Annotated in this window: 19 protein-coding genes; 2 read left to right on the top strand and 17 right to left on the bottom strand. The window is 27.8% G+C overall.

Features of this window, described 5'->3' with window-relative positions; all coding sequences use genetic code 11:
• The first annotated feature begins 241 nt into the window (after positions 1–241).
• Complete coding sequence (locus IC758_RS04585) at positions 242–595, top strand: GIY-YIG nuclease family protein (protein ID WP_227433338.1); 354 nt, start codon at positions 242–244, stop codon at positions 593–595.
• A gap of 333 nt (positions 596–928) precedes the next feature.
• Here IC758_RS04585 and IC758_RS04580 read toward each other — a convergent pair whose 3' ends face one another.
• From IC758_RS04580 to treC, 10 genes are all read right to left on the bottom strand, one after another.
• Positions 929–1,867, bottom strand: coding sequence for a cell wall-binding repeat-containing protein (locus IC758_RS04580; RefSeq protein ID WP_227433339.1), 939 nt, complete (start codon positions 1,865–1,867; stop codon positions 929–931).
• Positions 1,868–1,969: 102 nt separating this feature from the next.
• The gene (locus IC758_RS04575; RefSeq protein WP_227855399.1) at positions 1,970–3,205 is read right to left on the bottom strand and encodes a glycosyltransferase family 4 protein; all 1,236 of its coding nucleotides are present in this window, start codon (positions 3,203–3,205) and stop codon (positions 1,970–1,972) included.
• Positions 3,206–3,249: 44 nt separating this feature from the next.
• Entirely contained in the window at positions 3,250–4,104 is an 855-nt protein-coding gene (locus IC758_RS04570; protein WP_227855400.1) for a hypothetical protein, read from the bottom strand.
• Positions 4,105–4,232: 128 nt separating this feature from the next.
• On the bottom strand, positions 4,233–5,408 hold the full coding sequence (locus IC758_RS04565; protein WP_227855401.1) for a phosphoribosylaminoimidazolecarboxamide formyltransferase: 1,176 nt from the start codon (positions 5,406–5,408) through the stop codon (positions 4,233–4,235).
• Positions 5,409–5,506: 98 nt separating this feature from the next.
• Positions 5,507–6,391 carry a fumarylacetoacetate hydrolase family protein gene (locus IC758_RS04560; protein WP_227433343.1) on the bottom strand — a complete coding sequence of 295 codons (885 nt, stop codon included), beginning with the start codon at positions 6,389–6,391 and terminating at the stop codon, positions 5,507–5,509.
• Positions 6,392–6,745: 354 nt separating this feature from the next.
• Positions 6,746–7,258 (bottom strand): PTS glucose transporter subunit IIA, encoded by a 513-nt coding sequence (locus IC758_RS04555; RefSeq protein ID WP_227433344.1) that lies wholly within the window; start codon positions 7,256–7,258, stop codon positions 6,746–6,748.
• A 60-nt stretch (positions 7,259–7,318) separates the two neighbouring features.
• Positions 7,319–8,101 (bottom strand): sulfite exporter TauE/SafE family protein, encoded by a 783-nt coding sequence (locus tag IC758_RS04550; protein WP_227824752.1) that lies wholly within the window; start codon positions 8,099–8,101, stop codon positions 7,319–7,321.
• Positions 8,102–8,193: 92 nt separating this feature from the next.
• Entirely contained in the window at positions 8,194–9,315 is a 1,122-nt protein-coding gene (locus IC758_RS04545; protein WP_227855402.1) for a radical SAM/SPASM domain-containing protein, read from the bottom strand.
• 47 nt (positions 9,316–9,362) lie between these two features.
• Positions 9,363–10,727 carry a sulfatase gene (locus IC758_RS04540; RefSeq protein ID WP_227855403.1) on the bottom strand — a complete coding sequence of 455 codons (1,365 nt, stop codon included), beginning with the start codon at positions 10,725–10,727 and terminating at the stop codon, positions 9,363–9,365.
• An 18-nt stretch (positions 10,728–10,745) separates the two neighbouring features.
• Positions 10,746–12,404, bottom strand: coding sequence for an alpha,alpha-phosphotrehalase (gene treC / locus IC758_RS04535; RefSeq protein WP_227855404.1), 1,659 nt, complete (start codon positions 12,402–12,404; stop codon positions 10,746–10,748).
• Between the two features lie 281 nt (positions 12,405–12,685).
• Between treC and treB the strand changes: the two genes are divergently transcribed.
• On the top strand, positions 12,686–14,125 hold the full coding sequence (gene treB, locus IC758_RS04530; RefSeq protein WP_227433349.1) for a PTS trehalose transporter subunit IIBC: 1,440 nt from the start codon (positions 12,686–12,688) through the stop codon (positions 14,123–14,125).
• Between the two features lie 112 nt (positions 14,126–14,237).
• On the opposite strand, the gene treR is transcribed toward treB, so the two are convergent.
• From treR to IC758_RS04495, 7 genes are all read right to left on the bottom strand, one after another.
• Entirely contained in the window at positions 14,238–14,960 is a 723-nt protein-coding gene (treR, locus tag IC758_RS04525) for a trehalose operon repressor (protein WP_413927240.1), read from the bottom strand.
• Positions 14,961–15,274: 314 nt separating this feature from the next.
• Complete coding sequence (locus tag IC758_RS04520; protein WP_227860988.1) at positions 15,275–15,970, bottom strand: CPBP family intramembrane glutamic endopeptidase; 696 nt, start codon at positions 15,968–15,970, stop codon at positions 15,275–15,277.
• Positions 15,971–15,998: 28 nt separating this feature from the next.
• Complete coding sequence (locus tag IC758_RS04515) at positions 15,999–16,310, bottom strand: helix-turn-helix domain-containing protein (RefSeq protein ID WP_227433351.1); 312 nt, start codon at positions 16,308–16,310, stop codon at positions 15,999–16,001.
• A gap of 189 nt (positions 16,311–16,499) precedes the next feature.
• Positions 16,500–17,021, bottom strand: a complete 522-nt coding sequence (locus IC758_RS04510) for a nitroreductase family protein (protein WP_227433352.1) — start codon at positions 17,019–17,021, stop codon at positions 16,500–16,502.
• 97 nt (positions 17,022–17,118) lie between these two features.
• The gene (locus tag IC758_RS04505; RefSeq protein ID WP_227482970.1) at positions 17,119–17,613 is read right to left on the bottom strand and encodes a GNAT family N-acetyltransferase; all 495 of its coding nucleotides are present in this window, start codon (positions 17,611–17,613) and stop codon (positions 17,119–17,121) included.
• 33 nt (positions 17,614–17,646) lie between these two features.
• Complete coding sequence (locus tag IC758_RS04500; RefSeq protein ID WP_227482971.1) at positions 17,647–18,096, bottom strand: MarR family winged helix-turn-helix transcriptional regulator; 450 nt, start codon at positions 18,094–18,096, stop codon at positions 17,647–17,649.
• 242 nt (positions 18,097–18,338) lie between these two features.
• Positions 18,339–19,331: an isocitrate/isopropylmalate dehydrogenase family protein gene (locus IC758_RS04495; RefSeq protein ID WP_227482972.1), complete on the bottom strand. Its 993-nt coding sequence runs from the start codon at positions 19,329–19,331 to the stop codon at positions 18,339–18,341.
• Between the last annotated feature and the right edge of the window lie 20 nt (positions 19,332–19,351).

Raw genomic sequence — 19,351 nt, 5'->3', positions numbered from 1 at the left:
ACATTTTTAGTTTATTCTATAATTTTCATCATGTCAACTCTTCTTTTAATTTTATATAATATTAAGTCATATAATAACTCTAATTAGCCTAGATATTGATACTAAGTAATAGTAAACTTATAATTAATTTTATCAAAATCTATTTACATTTGAAATTAATCTCTTTATAATAATATGTAATATATAAATAATTTTACATATTACATATTACATATTAATTATAAAGAGAGGTACTAAGAAAATGGATAGAAAACGTGAATTAAAACAACTATATAAGGAAATGAAATTTGACATTGGTGTATTTATGATAAAAAATGATACTACTAAAAAGATTTACCTTGGAAAGAGCAATGACATAAAAAGCAAGTTTAACTCCCTCAAATTTCAACTTGGTGCTGGGTCATGTATGGTAAGAGATTTAAACAATGATTGGAAAAAATATGGAGAAAAAACATTTACATTTGAAATTTTAGAACTTATAAAACACGATGATAACAAAACTAAAAAAGACTACTTAGAAGAATTAGATATTTTAGAAATGGTTTGGTTAGAAAAGCTAAAAGAAGATAACTCTTATGAGATTTATTCTTTATAAAAAATAGGCATCATATCTTCTTTTTTGATGTAAACGTGATAGGATGGAATTGTCATACAGTTTTGTGTATGACTCCATTCACCTTTTCACTTATGAGGATAATTGATTCGTATATATGAATAGCTCACGTACTCTTTTTTAACATATACAATTCAATTTAGTATATAATTTTGATACATAATTTTAATAAAAAAACCTTCTAATTGATTTTTATCATAAAATCAACTAGAAGATTCATATAGTTTAACATTTATACATTATATATCACTAAAATATAAGCATTATACTGACTTTTACTATATATTATGTATTCATTTTACTAACAACATTTTATTATTTTGTAGCTTCTAAACATTGCTCTATAACCTTATTATCATTTATACCTATTGCAGTAACTTTATTAGCATTATTTAATATACTCTTATCGCTTTTGTCTGAAACTAAAACAACAGGAGCGTTTTTAGCCATTGGTGAAGCAACTAAAGCATAAACTAAATCATCTCCACTTGCTACATAAAACTCTTTTGTTTCATTATAAAACTTCTTAATTACATTCTTATTAGTTTCATATCTATCACTACCATCAATTCTAGTTGCTCTATATCTACTTACTATATAATCACTTAGTGTAGATTTTCCTCCAATAGCATATACTGGAACAGGTGAAACACCAAACCATGGGTCTAAATCTGTATCTTCTTCTGCTGAAGCTATATCCTTTGTCAATAAAATAGGAGCACCATCTCTGTATGCAACAGACGCAACACTTACTGCATCAGCCTCGTCTTTAAATCCATTTACTAAAAACGTCTTATCACTACTCTTTATCTTTTCTATTTCAGCTGCAATTTTATAACTTGTATCTACTCTATCTACTCCATCAATTCTTATAACCTGCATTCTTCTCATAAGTAGCATTTTTTCTACATCTTTACTTATAGTATTTTCGCCACCTATTATATATATCTTAGTAACTCTATTAAGCCTTTGTAAAGTGGCTTCTGGTATATCATTCTTATTAGTTAATAAAATTGCTGCATTATTTACCCCTGCAAGACCACTAGCAGAAATACCATCGACCATCGTAGAATCCGAGTTGATAAGTACAGCTGTTGTATAATCTTGCTTATCAGAAATAATACCAGCTGTTTCATATTTATCCGTTCCCTTGATATTTTCGATTTTATCTAGTGCATTTGCTGATGTTGGAAAACTAACACTTAATAATAATGCTGAAATACCTAATGCTAATATTCTTTTACTAAACTTCATAAATTACCTCCCTCAAAATAAATATATTTAGTATTAGTATAATATAAATTTGCTTAAAAGTAGTGTAGAAATAGTTACACTTTTTTTATAATTTAAATCACTCTAAATTACACACATCTCATCCATTAAAATAACTTCATTCATCCTATAAGCTAAAGCGTCCCATGTTTTTTTTGACATATCTGCAAATGACCTTTTCTCTAAATTGGATAATAGATACTGTATTTTAGAGTCCATTGCATTATATAAATTCTTCTCAAATATAGATAACTCTTCTTCATTTGGAATACCTTCTCCATGCATAGAAGGTAGAGTTACATATTCTATCTTGCCAGAATCATTAATTTGGCTACCAATCCACTCTCTAACACCAGGAATATCAGTGGTAATTACATCTAACCCACATGATAAAGCCTCTAAAACTACAACTGGTAACCCTTCATAAAACGATGGTAATACAAATATATGTGACTTATTAAATAACTCCGCTAAGTCACTTTGGTCTAATTTTCCTAGGAAATTCATTTTAAATGGAGATTGATTTGCAAGCTTAACAATCTCATTATAAGATTCAATATCACTTCCTGTCCCTGCAAAATTGACTTCTATTAAATCTTTACGATATATTAGTCCAGATATAGCTTTTATAAATGGAATCAACCCTTTTGACTTACATATCTTCCCTGCAAACACTATCCTTATCTTATCACCTTGCATTTTATAATTTTTATCATAAAATACACTATCATTGTATCCACTGCCAATCACAACTACTTTACTTTCACTTACTCCAAAAGTCTTTACAATATCATCTTTTTGCTTTTTATGAAGAGCAAATATTAAATCCAATTTTTTTATATTTGATATTATATATTCTTTTTCTAAATCTATAGTATTTAACTGTCTTAAACAAGTCCCATGACAAACAGACATAACTTTAATATCTTTCACAATCTCTCTGACAAATGCTGTTAAAAGATATAAATGATGACATATTATAATATCTGGCTTAAAATCTTCCATAGCTCTGTCTATATTTATTTTAAATTGATGTTTTAATCTATCTATCATTTCTACATTTAAATCTCTATATCTAGTACTTTCATATGGCATAGAATCACTCATTCCTACAACAGGAAAATTTAGTTCTCCACAATTATACTTTACTGGATAAAAACTTATATCACTTGAAAAACAGTTTACATTGTCATTAACATCTATACCTGCAATTACAGCTTGCTCATGACCTATTTTTTCAAACCCTTTTATCATACCGCACATGTATATTCCACTACCCGTACTATTTGGTTTTTGTGTTATTATATGAAGAATTTTCACTTTTTTACTTACCGCCCCTCTAAAATTAAACAATTTCATATAATCTAATCATTATATATATCTAGATACAAACAGGATGAATCATCTTTTACTTTAAATCTTGGAACCTTAATTGCTTTATAGTCGTTATCCTCAAAGTCTCTAACTTTATTATGTATATATCCTATACCAAATTTTTCTGCTATATGTATCAATTCTTCTTCTTTTATGAGGTTATACCTATCACATGCACTTGTAAAGCCATCACTTGTTAACATCAATTGAAAATCTTTTTTTATTTCTAAGTATCCATATATTGAATTTTCCACAGCATCCTCATCAAAATCCAATATCCAGTATCCATCTTTGGTATTCTTTTTCAATCTATTGCTTACTATTGTATCCATGACACTTGACTTTATCTCATCAAAAGTCATTTCTTTTAAATTAGAAAACTTACTCATTTCATCAAACACAGCATTATCAAATTTACAGATAGTTCTATCTTTTATGACTTTAGAATCTCCATTTTTAATAAACAAAGCACAATCTCCTAATAAAAAATACTCTACTTTATTTTCATGAAACTTAACAATGACTATAGAACTTGATGGCAAATCTAATTTTTCGACCTTTATTCCATTTAATTTCATCTCATACTCTTTTTTAACTTCTTTTATCCCACTACTTATAATACTCTTTAATGATTCTTCTCTATTCATATTTTTATATAAATACTTATTCCACCACTGAACATACCATCTTGCATCGCTTTCATTTGATACTAAGTTTTTTCCATTGAGCCCTGTCGCACCATCCAAAATCCACGCACCAAATGGGCTTATACCAACTACATCTTCATTAAATTTAGCTGTACCCTGACTACACAATAGGCTATAGTCTCTTATATTTAAAGCCATATCATCCTCCAAATTGAATATCTAAAAATAAAGTTCTATTTAAAATTATACAGCAAATAAAAAAATCTACAACAAAACTTGTTGTAGATTTTTAATTTAATCAGTATTTAATTTATATTCTTTACACTTTAGTGATGGAACAATCTATTTTTAGTAAATGCCATAACTATATTGTACTTATTGCAAGTTAATATAACATTATCATCACGAATAGAGCCACCTGGTTGTGCTATAAAACTTACTCCACTTCTTTTAGCACGTTCTATATTATCTCCAAATGGGAAAAATGCATCAGAACCAAGAGCTACTCCTGTTAGAGTTTTAAGCCATGCTCTTTTACCTTCTCCAGTAAGAGGCTCTGGTTTTTCTTCAAAGAAATTTTGCCATATACCATCAGCAAGTACATCCATATAATCATCAGAAAGATATACATCAATAGTATTGTCTCTATCTGGACGACCTATATCTTTTTTAAATTTTAAATTTAATACTTTAGGATGTTGGCGAAGATACCAAATATCAGCTTTATTACCTGCAAGTCTAGTACAGTGAATACGTGATTGTTGTCCTGCACCTACTCCTATTACTTGTCCATCTTTAACATAACAAACTGAGTTTGATTGTGTATATTTTAATGTGATAAGAGCTATAATTAAATCACGCTTTGCGTTATCTGTAAAGATTTTATTATCAGTTGGGATATCTTTTAACAGGTCTTCATTTATTAATATTTCATTTCTGCCTTGTTCAAAAGTAATTCCATAAACATCCTTTGTTTCAATAGGTTCAGGAGTATAATTTTCATCAATTTTTACAATACTGTAATTACCTTTACGCTTTCCTTTTAATATTTCAAGAGCCTCATCTGTATATCCTGGGGCTATTACACCATCAGAAACCTCTCTCGCTATAATAGTTGCAGTTTCTTTATCACACACATCTGAAAGTGCTATAAAATCTCCATAAGAAGACATTCTATCTGCCCCTCTTGCCATTGCATAAGCACAAGCTAATGGAGAAAGCTCTAAATCATCAACAAAGTATATTTGCTTTAAAGTATCTGATAAAGGTATACCTACTGCTGCACCTGCTGGACTTACATGTTTAAATGAAGTTGCTGCTGGAAGACCAGTAGCCTCTTTTAATTCTTTTACAAGTTGCCAACTATTAAATGCATCCAAAAAATTTATGTATCCAGGCTTTCCATTTAATACTTCTATAGGAAGTTCTCCATTTTTCATATAAATCTTTGATGGTTTTTGGTTTGGATTACAGCCATACTTTAGTTCTAGTTCTTTTGCCATATACTCATCCCTCTCTATAGTAAATTAATCTTAAATTTGACTAATCCCATATTAATTAAATTATTCGTACTAATAAAATTATATGGCATATTTATCCATTAATCAACTATATTTTTTAAAACTCCTATTCCTTCGACTTTACATTCAACCACATCACCATGTTTTAAATATACTTGAGGATTCATTCCCATAGCAACACCTGCTGGAGTTCCAGTTGAAATTATATCTCCTGGTTTTAGAGTCATTCCTCTTGATAAATCACTTATTACAGTAGGTATATCAAATATAAAATATTTTGTATTAGAATCTTGTCTTACTTCTCCATTTACCACACTACTTATATCCAGTTTTAAAGGATGCTCAAATTCTTCTTTATGTACTATGCAAGGCCCCATAGAGGTATGTGTATCTAAACTTTTTCCTCTATACCACTGCACATGTTTGTCTTGAAGTGCTCTTTCACTTATATCATTCATTATTGTATATCCAAATATATATTCATAGGCATCTTCTTTTGATATATTTATACCTTCTTTTCCTATAATTACTGCTAGCTCTGATTCATAATCCAGCTTTTCTACTAAATCTCCATGCAAACTTATCTTATCATCTACTCCAATTGCCTTATCTGCTCTTTTAGAGAAATAAATTGGATAGTCTGGCATAACTACATTTTTTATAACACCATCTGGAATTTCATTGACATGGTCTTTATAGTTTAGACCTAAACATATAATATCTTTTTTAGGTCTTACAATTGGGGAACATAATTTCACTTCTTCTAACTTATAACACTTTGCATTTTCAAATGAATTGTTTTTTATTTTTTCTAAATCACCTGTAGATACATTTTCAATAAAATCATTCATATCTGTATATAATTTACTTAATCCCAAACTATTAATTTCATATATACTATTTGCTTCTGAGTTAAATACACCTATATTTTCTTCATTGCCAGTACAGAAAGTTACAAATTTCATTTCTATTCCTCCATTCAATAATTTGATTAATAATATTTTATTTTTATTAGTTTATATCAATTGTAATAGATAATATATATATGTCAATATATATTTAAAAATAGAGTTCTAAAAAGTATAACAATTCATAAATATCAGAAATTATTATAAGTAATATAATTAGTAAAAGTAAAATAATTATAAGAATGGAGTTTTAAAAACTTTATTTATGCAGATAAATTTTCTATAAAACACAATAAAAAAAAGGTATCCTTAATAAAATAAGCATACCTACACTCTTTCAATATTATTATATACAGCCATTTTATAGTTATAATATTTTTTATTTAGACAAAACCTCTTGGTAAAACCTATTTACTTATAAACTTTCATTAAATCTTCTCCAATACATATATCTCCAGTTCTTAAAATTTCAACTCTATCTATGTCATAAGAATTGGTTATAACTATAGGAGTTATAACAGATTTAACGCTTTTTTTAATTTTTTCTAAATTAAATCTTATAAGTTTTTGCCCACAGTAAACTTTATCTCCTGCATTTACTAATACTTCAAATCCATCTCCATTCATCTTTACAGTATCTAATCCGATATGTATTAGTATCTCCAAACCATCTTCACTCTTTATGCATATAGCATGTTTAGATGGCAAAAACACTTGAATCACCTCACCATCAACAGGAGAAGATACGACTCCTTCTTGTGGCTCTATAGCAATCCCATCACCTAGCATTTTACTAGAAAAAGCATCATCAGGAACATCAGTTATACTTAATACTTTCCCTGTAAGTGGCGATTGTAATATTCCTTTTATATAATTACTTTTTACTTCTTCATTTTTATTTTTTGAGAATAACTTTTTGAACATATTAAATCTCCTCATTCCAATAATTTAAATTAACTTCTCGTATTATCTACATTATACACTTTAATTCATAAAATATATTACCTGAAATATACTATATATATTTATTCCAGTAATAATTATAGTCATATACGAGAACATATATTTAACTCTTTTGTCATCCATATTTTTACTAATAGAGGAACCTATAATTCCTCCCAACACTGCTCCTATTATCATAAAAGGTAATCCAGATAAATCATATATACCAAACCCTGTATTTATGAAAACTGTAACTAACTTTGAAATATTAGAAAATAAAATAGTTATAATGGAATTAAACGCAGCTTCTTTAGCTGATAATCCAAATAATATTGTAAACACGGCCACATTTATAGGACCTCCACCTATTCCTAAAAATGAAGATGTAACCCCTAAAAAAATGCCAACAATAAAATATGTAATGTTAGTATTAAACTTAACATTTAAACTTTTATCTCTATATAAATAAACCATTACTAACAAAATAATCATCATAATATTTTGAGTTATTTTTATTATAGAAGGATTATTTACATATGAAATAGATAAATCTAATAACCTTTGACCTATAGTACCTCCTAATACTGATGCTACACCAATTAAAATAAGTCTAAAGTTTATTTTAAAAAGTTTTGATTTAATTTGTTTATATACAGAAACAATTGCCATCGATAACACAGTAAAAGATGATAACACACTTATAGTTGAAACATCAAATATTCCAATCAAATCTAGTACTGGCTTTATTATTACACCTCCACCAATGCCTGTTATAGCTCCTATAGTTGTTGAAAGTACAGCTATTGCAAATAAAATTACATTCATTTAAAACCATCCTAACTAAATTTACTCTGCTCAAAACCCTTTAATTATACATAATTTTTAATCACTTTAACTTAGAATGCTAAATACTAAAATTATTTTGGTATTTGATTTTTATATACTAATACTGATATTTTTTCTAAATCACCAAAAGTAGACATTAAAAATTCTTTATATCCACAGTAATTATTACTAGAATCAATATACATAGAATTTTTCATTCTTTTGCATCCACCACCACATATTTTGTAAAAATTACACTTTAAACAAATACTTTCTTTGTTTATATCTTTATGCAAAAATTCTTGCATTTTAGATTTTCTTAAAATATCCAATAAAGTATTATCTTTTATATTACCTAAATTAAAGTTATCCAGTACATAAAAATCACATGGATATACACTTCCATCAGCCTCTATTACAAATTGTGGTTGGCATTTCCCAATTATCCCACAGGTACTAGGAATTCCTGTAATTAAAACGGATATAAGATTATCGAACAAATTAATACTTATATAATTTCCTTTATTAAACTCATTTTTCCAAAGCTTAAATATTATTTTATAAAAGTATGCAAAATATTTAGGTTCTAAAGAGTACTCTGACTTAGTTTTAAAGTCTAAATCATCTAAACAAGGGATAAACTGTATATACTTCACATTGTTTAATTTTATAAAATTAAAAACCTCTTTTGGATTAAGTGCAATCTGTTTTGTCAAAACACACAGTATGTTAAAGTTTATTTTGTGTGTTTCCATTAGTCCTTTTGTACTTATTACGTCTATATAACTTCCCTTATTATCTGAATATACACGATTTTTATCATGCAAGTCTTCTAATAAATCTAATGATAATCCTACTAAAAAATTATTTTTCTTTAAGAACTCACACCATTGATTATCAATAAGAGTTCCATTCGTTTGAATAGAGTAGTTTACTGTTATATTTTTTTTTATTTTACTAACATACTCAATAAAATATTGGAAAAATCTTAATCCAGCTAAAGTAGGCTCTCCACCTTGAAAAGCAAATGTAACTATATCTCCATTATCCAAAATTTCAAATGTATTATTTACTATGTTTTTTATAGTATCTTCCTGCATAATACCATAGGATTTTACTTCTCTTAAATCACTCACATTTCCATAAAAACAATATCTACATCTCAAATTACATAACGATGAAACAGGTTTAATTAAAACTGATATACTTTTCATTATAAAAGACCTTCTTTATTAAATATTTTTTACTTGTTTAATATTTTCTACTTATCAGATAATAGTCTATAATATTCGTCTCTTCCTGGATAAGCTCTACCCTCTTCTATTTCTGTTTTCCATCTACTTGAGCCTGTTCCTTTTACAGGTCCTTTTAAAAGTGGGTCATTCGTTTCTAACATCCAATTATCAACTTTCTTTCTCAATTCCTCTGCTATATCTTGATAATCTGAATCATTTATTAGATTATTTTCTTCTAGTGGGTCCTTTCTTAAATCATAAAGTTCTTCTTTATCATTAGGAACATAAAATTTATCTCTAACAGCTTTACCTGATAAACTCAAATGTGAATCAACTGTAATATATATTTTAGGCCCATCTTCAAAATTTTTAACATAGCTATATTCATTAGTCCTTATGCCTCTCATTGGTCTATATTGGTCATGCCATGTCATTTCTGTAAAGAATGAGTCTCTACCTATATCTTCATTAGTTTTTAATAAATTGGCAAAACTTTCTCCATCTATATTTTTAGGAATTTCAGCTTCAATTAAATCTAGTATCGTTGGCAATAAATCAACATTACATAATAATGCTTCTTTTTTTACATTTTTTTGAGAGGAATTAGGTAATAAAATTATAAGTGCTGTCTCTAATCCTGCTTCTTTTAACATTCCTTTAGCTCCTGGAAAAGCAACTCCATGGTCTGTTGTCAGTATAACAATTGTATTTTTATCTAATCCTGTTTCTTGTAATTTATTATATATTTTGCCTATTGCCTCATCCAATACTTTTGCTGAACCATTATATAAAGCTATATCTTTTCTTACATCTTCTGTATCGGGTAAAAACTTAAATACCTCTACTTCATCCAATTTATCTGCATAAGGTTTATATTCATCAAAATCTCTATGTGTTTCAAAAAATCCTATATTTAAATAAAATGGCTTTTCCTGATTTTCTTTATATTCCTCTAAAAATTTAACTGCCTCTTTAGCAACCTTAGGAGCTCTATCCCCTGGAACCGCTATAAAATTATCATATCCTAAGTCATAAGTTGAAGAAAATACTCTATCTTTTATTGGTGGTGCTTCATCTATTGTTTCATGGCTTAGTCCTATTAATGTTGTTTCATATCCGTTTTTTTGTAACTCCATAGGAAGTGTTGTATGTTTAGAATCTATACAAAATCCTAGATGTGCAAGTCCCATTAACCCATTATTGTGAGGGTATAATCCAGTTAGTATACTTCCTCTACTTGGACTGCATTGAGGTGCTGCACAAAAATAATTATCAAATTGAATTCCTTCTTGAGCTAATTTATTTATACATGGAGTTTCCACATTATATCCATAGTTACTGAATTTTCTACCACTGTCATGAGAAATCATAAGTAAAATATTTGGTTTCATTAATACTACCTCTTTCCATTATTTTTTTATATCCTTACTATAAAATGCTACTGTTTCATAAGGTCTTAACTCTAACTTAGGTTCTAAATCTCGCTTTTCATAGTTCCCTATCAAATATGTAAATGATTTTCCTAAAAATTCCTCACTAATCTCAACTTCAACTTCACAATCATAGAAGTTGTTAAATACTATTAATCTTTCATTTTCTAAGCCTCTAACATAAGCATAAACCTTATCATTATCTAGTAAAATTCCCTTATAGGAACCTTCAGATATAATATTTAATTGCTTTCTTAAAGATATTAACTTTTGATAGAAGTTAAAAATTGACCCTTCTTTAAGTTCCTTTTCAACATTTATCTCTTTATAATTTTCAGCTATTTTAATCCATGGCTTCCCATTTGTAAAACCTGCATTTAATTTATCTGACCACTGCATAGGTGTACGACTATTATCTCTGGATTTGGACTTTATAATATTCATTATTGTTTCTTTTTCAATTTTATTTTTTAAAAATTCACTATACGCATTATGAGTTTCAACATCTAAATAATCATCTATTCTTTCAAAATTTGGATTTGTCATACCTATTTCTTCACCTTGATATATATATGGTGTTCCTCTTAATAGATGTATTGTAGCAGCTAACATTTTTGATGCTTCAACTCTGTATTCTTCATTACAAAATCTACTAATAGCTCTTGGTTGGTCATGATTATTCCAAAATAGTGCATTCCAGCCACCGCCACTTTCAATCTTTTCTTGCCATTCATTTAAGAGTTTTTTCAACATCATAAAGTCAAAAGGCATATCGCTCCACTTTTCTCCATTTTCATAATCTACTTTTAGATGATAAAAATTAAATGTCATTGAAAGCTCTTTTTCTTTTGGAGAAGAATATAAGATACAATTTTCAATAGTTGTTGAAGACATTTCTCCAACAGTTGTTATGCCCTCAACTCTTCCAAAAGTTTCTTTATTCATTTCTTTAATAAATTCATGGACAATAGGTTTATCTGTATACATTTCTTTTCCTATATTATTTGTAGAGTCTTTCAATTCTTCATCTTTGCCAATTACATTTATTACATCAAACCTAAACCCCTTAACTCCTCTATCTATCCAAAAATTTACAACTTTATATAATTCTTCCCTAACCTCAGGATTACGCCAGTTGAGGTCGGCTTGTGTAACATCATATAAGTGTAAGTAGTACTTATCTGTATCCCCAAATTTTCCCCAAGCATCTCCACCAAATTTAGATTTCCAATTTGTTGGTAGTTGATTATTTTCTTTGCCATCTCTAATGAAGTAGAAATCTTGATACTTTTTATCTCCTGCCAAAGCTTTTTTAAACCATTTATGTTCTGTTGATGTGTGATTTAACACCATATCCAGCATCAACTCTATATTATATTTTTTACTTTCATCCACTAACTTTTCAAAATCCTCCATAGTTCCAAACATAGAATCTATTGATGTATAGTCAGCAATATCATATCCATTATCCCTTTGTGGAGAAACAAAAAATGGGTTAATCCAAATTATATCTACACCTAATTTATATAAATAAGGTAATTTCTCTATAATTCCTTTTAAATCTCCTATCCCATTATTATTAGAATCATTAAATGATTTTGGATATATTTGATAAATAACTTTCTTCTTGAAATCCATACGCAAATTTTTCCTTTCATTTTTGTCTAGACAATTTTTATATTTTTATAATAAACCTTTTTTTTGTTAAAATCAATATTTACTCTAAATAAAAAAATATATTCCCTATACTCCTTCCAAATTTTCTCTTACTTTTCTGATTTTCCAATAATATACAATTTATATTTTAGTAATTAAATTTCAGAAAAATTTAGGATAACGTTGACATAAAAATTTCTCTATGGTATATTATTTTCAAGATTTGTCTATACAACATCACATTCTAAGGGGGAGGTAATTTTATGAGTACATTAAAAGAAAATACATATCATAAAGAGCAGGTTGAACAAATCCTTGAAGCAATTGGGGGAGTAGAGAATATAATATCTGCAACACACTGTATTACTAGATTAAGATTTGCTCTAAATTCAGAAAGTAAAGTTAATGTAAAGCAATTAGAACAAATAGATATAGTGAAAGGAAGCTTTACCTCAAATGGTCAATTTCAAGTTATTATAGGTCCAGGTCTTGTGAATAAAGTTTATGCTACATTAATAGAAATTACGGGGCTTAAGGAAGCAACAAAATCTGAGGTTAAAGAGATTTCTAATAAAAAATTAAATCCACTTCAAAAAGCTATAAAGGTGTTGGCAGATATATTCATTCCTATATTACCTGCTATAGTTGCCTCTGGTTTATTGATGGGTATAAATAATCTACTTGCTAACCCAGGAATTTTCTATGAACAACCCTTTTTAGAAGTTCATAGCAATTGGGCTGGTATATCTAATATGATTAATCTTATAGCAAATACTTCTTTTTCATTTTTACCTGCACTAATAGGTTGGTCAGCTGTTAAAAAGTTTGGAGGAAATCCTGTACTTGGTATTGTATTAGGTCTTATTTTAATTAATCCAGATTTAATGCCTGGTGCACAATACTCTAAAACACCTGAAGCTGTTACTTACTGGAATATATTAGGTTTTAATATTGCTAAAATAGGCTATCAAGGACAAGTAATCCCTGTTTTATGTTCTTCTTATCTTCTAGCAACAATTGAAAAGTTCTTAACTAAAAAAATTCCTGAGATGGTTCAACTTATTTTTGTTGCTCCTCTTACATTATTAATAACTGGTTTCTTAACATTCTCTATCATAGGTCCTATAACAATGTCATTTGCAAACTTAATTACAAGTGGAATTCTTGGATTATTTGAAATTAATGCAGTCCTTGCAGGAGCACTTTTTGGATTCATATTATCTCCATTGGTTATAACAGGAATGCATCACTTATTCTTAGGTATAAATTTACAAATGATAGGTACTTTAGGATTTGCTACATTATGGCCAATACAAGTTATGGCTAGCCTTGGTCAAGGTGCAGCAGCTTTGACAATGTTCTTTATATTAAAAAATAAAAAAATCAAGGGTGTTGCATTAACAGCTTCAATTTCAGCTTGGTTAGGTATTACTGAACCTGCAATATTTGGTATAAACTTACGTTATCGTTTCCCATTCATAGCATCTATGATAGGTGCAGGTATAGCTGGAGGGGTTGTATCTTACTTTAATGTTAAAGCAAGTTCTATAGGTATATCAGGGTTACCAGCGTTTTTATCTATATTTACAGACCAATGGGGTGTTTACTTCTTGGCAATGGGACTTTCTATAGCCATTACTTGTATCCTTACATACATATTCTCAAAGAGCAAATACTTTAATAAAGAATTTATAGAAAATTAAATAATATATGGTCTAATAAAAAAAGAGTGTCTAAATATACTGAAACCCAATCATTAGAATTTTGATTTAACAATTGAGGGTACAGTACAAAAAAGACACTCTTTTTATATAATTAAAGATTTCTTCTTCTTGCAAAATCTACAAATCTAAATGTATCAACTCTATGTCTAGATTCATGATACTGAAATAATCTTGTATCTTCTAAATAAACTTCACTTCGTATCACTACAACATGTGTGTCTGTTCCAACATCTAGCAATATTTTATCTTCTTCTGTAACAGGAGCTACTGTTACTTCTTTATTTGCATAACCTATTTTTAGTTCTAAATTTTTCTCTATATAATTAAATATTGAACTTTGAACCGCTGTTAATGGTATTTCTGGTATTATTTCAGATATAAAGTAATCTTTATCTAAAATAACAGCTTCTCCATTAATTTTTCTAAGTCTTTCAACTGCTATAATCTTAGTTTTTGTATCTATATCTAGTTTTTTACAAATTTCTAAGGGCATAATCTCCTTTTTATTTTTTAGTACACTTATTTCTGTATCTAAATTTTTATTCTTTTGTAATTCATTGAAACTAATCAACCCTGACCCTTCTATTTCAAATTTATTTATATCTAAAACAATAGCCCCTTTACCTTGTTTTTTTTGTATAAACCCCTTCTCTAGTAAAAGCGACTGTGCTTTTCTAATAGTTTCTCTTGATACTCGATATTTTTGAGCAAGCTTTACTTCTGTTGGTAAAAGCTCTCCTACTTCATATACATTATTTCTTATATCTTTCTCTAAATCTAAATATATTTCATAAAATTTCTTCAAGTAAATCACTCTCATTCATAATTAGTTTTAGTTTGTACACTCATCTTATTTTATATAAATATCATATTATTGGCTAACCTGTCAAATAGTCTTCTTAATATTTAAAAAAATAAATTGTATAAGTAATACAATTTATTTCTTACTTGTGATAGAAAATATATTTACATTCAATTTGTATTGTAGCAATTTATCCAGTTCTTATATAAATTTATTAAAATAACTTCATACAAAAAAATAAACTCCAGATATTAGAGTTTATTTTATATATATAGCTATCATTTATTCTCTTCATACACTTATTACAATTATTTAAGTAGATATAATCATATTATCTGTCTAGTAAGTATAGTAAACAGACTTCTCAATATTATACAAAAGCTTACATCTTTAAATCTTGACTTAACAATACCAAGTATAATACCAAAAACAGTACCTATAATAATTTTTGAAATAACAACTTCAAATGTATAGTAAGAGTTATTATATAACATTATGTAATTGCGTATAACATCTATATATCCTATATTATAAATACCAGATAATATAGATGTTATACATACAACTTTACTCTTTGATTTTATAAAATTGTTTAAATAATTCCAGATGTACTCTCTAAAAAATAATTCTTCAAATACTGGAATTATTAATACAGATAAAGTCACCATAGTTACATTAAAAAACATATAGCTTCTATTATAATAAATTGAGATTACAACTAGAGATAAGACTACTATAAAAAGTATCAACTTACACCTTTTTATAAGTACACTATCTTTATTTTCCTTGAAAGCTTCTGTAATCTTTCTATTTCTCATTTTATTATACAAAGAACTATTTTTCAAAAATAAAATTAATGATAATCCAACTAGTGTAAAAGAAATTAAATTTACAATATTAAAATTTTCAAGAGTAAATTCAAATTGACTTAGAAGTATATAATTTAAAATCATTCTTACTATCTGAACTATGAACATCAATGAAATAGAATCTATTATACATTTTTTATAACTATACTTCATCCCCAATTTAAATCACCCCATGTGTATACTAATCGTAAAGTCCATTTAGTACTCTACTCACAGTTGCTTTACTCCAACTTGTTTCACTTGAAATTTCTTTATAGCTTAAACCATCTCTTCTCAAGTTTTTTATATTATTTATATCATCATCAGTAATTTGCTTTTCCTTTGGCTTAAGACTATTTTTATAACTTCTAAGTCTATCTAATTCTGATTTCAAACTATCTACTTCAAATTGTTTTTTTTGGAGCTTACTCTCATAAGAGTCTCTCATTTCATTAAATTCTTTGATGTAATTTACTTTCCAATCCTCATCAATTTTTGTTTTAAATATACCCATATTTGAACCTCCTTAAATTTTGTTACTATAGTTATGTATCGATTATAAACATTAATTTCTATACTTATCTTTAAAATCCTTGTACATAACCCTTATATAAGTTAGTAAAATTCAGATATATTTTTACAATTTTAAATATATATTAACAATATCAAAAAAACATACTGTCTTAATATAATATATTATACATTAAAATTTATTAAAATGGACTTTTTCATAATCCAAATCAGAGTCACAGTATGATTTTTTTTCTTCATCAGGGTAGCCTATAGAAATTATACATTCTACACTGTACTTATCAGGTATGTTCAGTTCATCTCTAATATATTTATCAGCATCTATACTATCATCATGCATCCTATTTCTTACCTGTATCCAACAAGAACCTAATCCAAGCTCATGAGATTGAAGCTGTATATATGAAGCAGCAATACTTGCATCTTCTATCCAAACATCATTTTTTTCTTTATCTCCAATAACTACAATAGCTAAAGGTGCATTTTTTAGGAAAAACCCACCACCTTTAGTCCTACACTGAGATAAATTAGTCAATGTTTCTTTATCGTCTACCACGATAAATTCCCATGTTCTAAGTCCCTTTGATGATGGTGCTAAAAGAGCCGCTTTTAATATCTTATCTAACTTCTCTTTTTCTACTTCAACATTTTTATACTTTCTAATACTTCTTCTTTTTTTTAGAAATTCAATCATCTAAATCAACCCTTTCATAATAGCATACATTTGGCTTACATTATTCCCCTACTAGTACTAAAAATGTATCCTTTAGCCTTTGTATGATAAATACTTTTTATAATATTTTATCATAACAATAGAAAGATTTCTCTTTTCCTAGGAAACTCATTTCACCAATTTTAATAAAGCCACATTTTATAAGCAATGAATTCATCTTTGAGTTTATTGAATATGTATCACTCTTTAAATATGATACATCGTTTTCTTTAGCTAATTCTTCAGCAAAATTAACTAGTCTAGATGCAATTCCCATCTTTCTAAAACTTGGATTTACTGCCATTCTATGTACTACCATAGCCTTATCATTAGATGACCAATTTAAATCTATATATTCTTTAGGTTCATCATAATTAATACATATAAATCCTGCTATTTTTCCATCTACTTCTTCTACATATAAATCTTGTTTCTCAATGTCAGAAATAAAGTCTTTATCTGATGGATAATTTTCATCCCACTGTGTATTATTATAGCCTTTCATTTCTTCAACTGTTGATTTTATAATTCCCATAATACTATCTAAGTCACTTATATTTGCTTTTCTAATCATAAAAATATCTCCTTATATTCATCCATTAATTTATTATCTTTTTACTCTAAACCATTCTTCTTCTATATTTTTTCTCATTTTCTCTAGTATATTATTTGCTGTTTGCTTCTCTTCATCTGTAAGATTATTAAAACATATTTCTATACTTCTATTTTCTTCTTCAATTATTAGCTCATATACTTCTAAAGATTTATTGGTAGGAGTTAAATTGTATCCTCTTTTGTCAAACTCATCTTGCTTTTTATCTACATATCCAGCTTTTATTAACTTCTGTATAGCTTTAGTTGTAGTGGCCTTATCTACTTTTAACACATTTGATAATTCTACAAGGTTTATTCCAGGATTTTCACAAATTCGTGTTAAAAAAGTAAATTGCCCTTTTTGTAACTTTAATTCTTTGTACTTCATATCATTTATTGAATTTACTGCTCTAGATAAAGTACCAACTTCTCTTAATATATTACTGTCTAAAGTTTTAATCAAATACACCTCCAATCAATATCTCTAAATTCAAAATATTTTTAGTTGAACTTTCAACTATATTTGTATATTACCATATATTGGTTGAATACTCAACTAAAAAAACAATCTTTTTACATTTATTTATGTTTTTGACTGGATGTTTACAAATATATCATTACAAAACTAAATTAAGAGCTGTTAATTGTCCCGTATACAATTAACAGCTCTTTTTAAAACTTACATCATATTATTATAAACAACAACTAAATATACTTACATACCTCATCTGCAAATTCGGTAGTTGAAGCTGAACCACCTAAATCTACAGTTAATTTGCTTCCATCAAGAAATACTTTTTCTAGAGCTGTTTCTATCTTTTGTGCATTTTCATATTCTCCTAAATATCTAAGCATCATTACTGATGATTGAATAAGCGCTGTTGGATTAGCCTTATTTTGCCCAGCTATTTGTGGAGCACTTCCATGAACAGCTTCAAATATAGCACAATCTTTACCAATGTTTGCACTTGGAATTATACCCAAGCCTCCAACAAGACCAGCTCCTAAATCAGATAGTATATCTCCATAAAGATTTGGCATTACCATTACATCATAATTTTCTGGATTTAAAACTAAGTTCATAGCTGCTGCATCTACAATTAAATCATCATACTCAACACCATGTTTTGATGCTACTTCTCTAAATACATCTAAAAACAAACCATCAGACATTTTCATTATATTCGCTTTATGTATAGCAGTGACTTTTTTTCTCTTGTTATCTTTAACATAGTTACATGCAAAGTCAACAATTCTCTCACTTGCTCCTCTTGTTATTATCTTTATACTTTCAGCTGCATAATCACCTATCTTATGCTCTATACCAGCATATAAGTCTTCTGTATTTTCCCTTACTACAACTAAATCAACATCTTCATATCTTGACTTTATACCTTTAAAACTCTTAATTGGTCTTAAATTAACATATAAATCTAATGCTTGTCTCAAAGTTACATTTACACTTCTAAACCCTTTCCCCACAGGAGTAGTGATTGGACCTTTTATAGCTATTTTGTTCTTTTTTATACTATCTATAATATATTGAGGAAGTGGAGTTCCATATTCCTCAATAACTGCTTCTCCTGCATTAACTTCTTCCCATTCTATCTCTACTCCAGTAGCTTCTACAACCTTTTTCATAGCTTTCGCAACTTCTGGACCTATTCCATCTCCTGGTATAAGTGTCACTTTATACATCAATATTCCCTCTTTTCATA

This window comes from Clostridioides sp. ES-W-0016-02 (assembly GCF_020641035.1).
In the GTDB taxonomy this organism is placed as follows: Bacteria; Bacillota; Clostridia; order Peptostreptococcales; family Peptostreptococcaceae; genus Clostridioides.
This window is presented reverse-complemented; position numbering and strand designations above follow the sequence as displayed.

Excerpts from the sequence above, each read along its gene's own strand:
- IC758_RS04585 (WP_227433338.1), top strand. The coding sequence starts at position 242 with ATGGATAGAAAACGTGAATTAAAACAACTATATAAGGAAATGAAATTT.
- IC758_RS04580 (WP_227433339.1), bottom strand. The coding sequence starts at position 1,867 with ATGAAGTTTAGTAAAAGAATATTAGCATTAGGTATTTCAGCATTATTA.
- IC758_RS04570 (WP_227855400.1), bottom strand. The coding sequence starts at position 4,104 with ATGGCTTTAAATATAAGAGACTATAGCCTATTGTGTAGTCAGGGTACA.
- IC758_RS04565 (WP_227855401.1), bottom strand. The coding sequence starts at position 5,408 with ATGGCAAAAGAACTAGAACTAAAGTATGGCTGTAATCCAAACCAAAAA.
- IC758_RS04560 (WP_227433343.1), bottom strand. The coding sequence starts at position 6,391 with ATGAAATTTGTAACTTTCTGTACTGGCAATGAAGAAAATATAGGTGTA.
- IC758_RS04555 (WP_227433344.1), bottom strand. The coding sequence starts at position 7,258 with ATGTTCAAAAAGTTATTCTCAAAAAATAAAAATGAAGAAGTAAAAAGT.
- IC758_RS04550 (WP_227824752.1), bottom strand. The coding sequence starts at position 8,101 with ATGAATGTAATTTTATTTGCAATAGCTGTACTTTCAACAACTATAGGA.
- IC758_RS04545 (WP_227855402.1), bottom strand. The coding sequence starts at position 9,315 with ATGAAAAGTATATCAGTTTTAATTAAACCTGTTTCATCGTTATGTAAT.
- IC758_RS04540 (WP_227855403.1), bottom strand. The coding sequence starts at position 10,727 with ATGAAACCAAATATTTTACTTATGATTTCTCATGACAGTGGTAGAAAA.
- treC (WP_227855404.1), bottom strand. The coding sequence starts at position 12,404 with ATGGATTTCAAGAAGAAAGTTATTTATCAAATATATCCAAAATCATTT.
- treB (WP_227433349.1), top strand. The coding sequence starts at position 12,686 with ATGAGTACATTAAAAGAAAATACATATCATAAAGAGCAGGTTGAACAA.
- IC758_RS04520 (WP_227860988.1), bottom strand. The coding sequence starts at position 15,970 with ATGAAGTATAGTTATAAAAAATGTATAATAGATTCTATTTCATTGATG.
- IC758_RS04515 (WP_227433351.1), bottom strand. The coding sequence starts at position 16,310 with ATGGGTATATTTAAAACAAAAATTGATGAGGATTGGAAAGTAAATTAC.
- IC758_RS04510 (WP_227433352.1), bottom strand. The coding sequence starts at position 17,021 with ATGATTGAATTTCTAAAAAAAAGAAGAAGTATTAGAAAGTATAAAAAT.
- IC758_RS04505 (WP_227482970.1), bottom strand. The coding sequence starts at position 17,613 with ATGATTAGAAAAGCAAATATAAGTGACTTAGATAGTATTATGGGAATT.
- IC758_RS04495 (WP_227482972.1), bottom strand. The coding sequence starts at position 19,331 with ATGTATAAAGTGACACTTATACCAGGAGATGGAATAGGTCCAGAAGTT.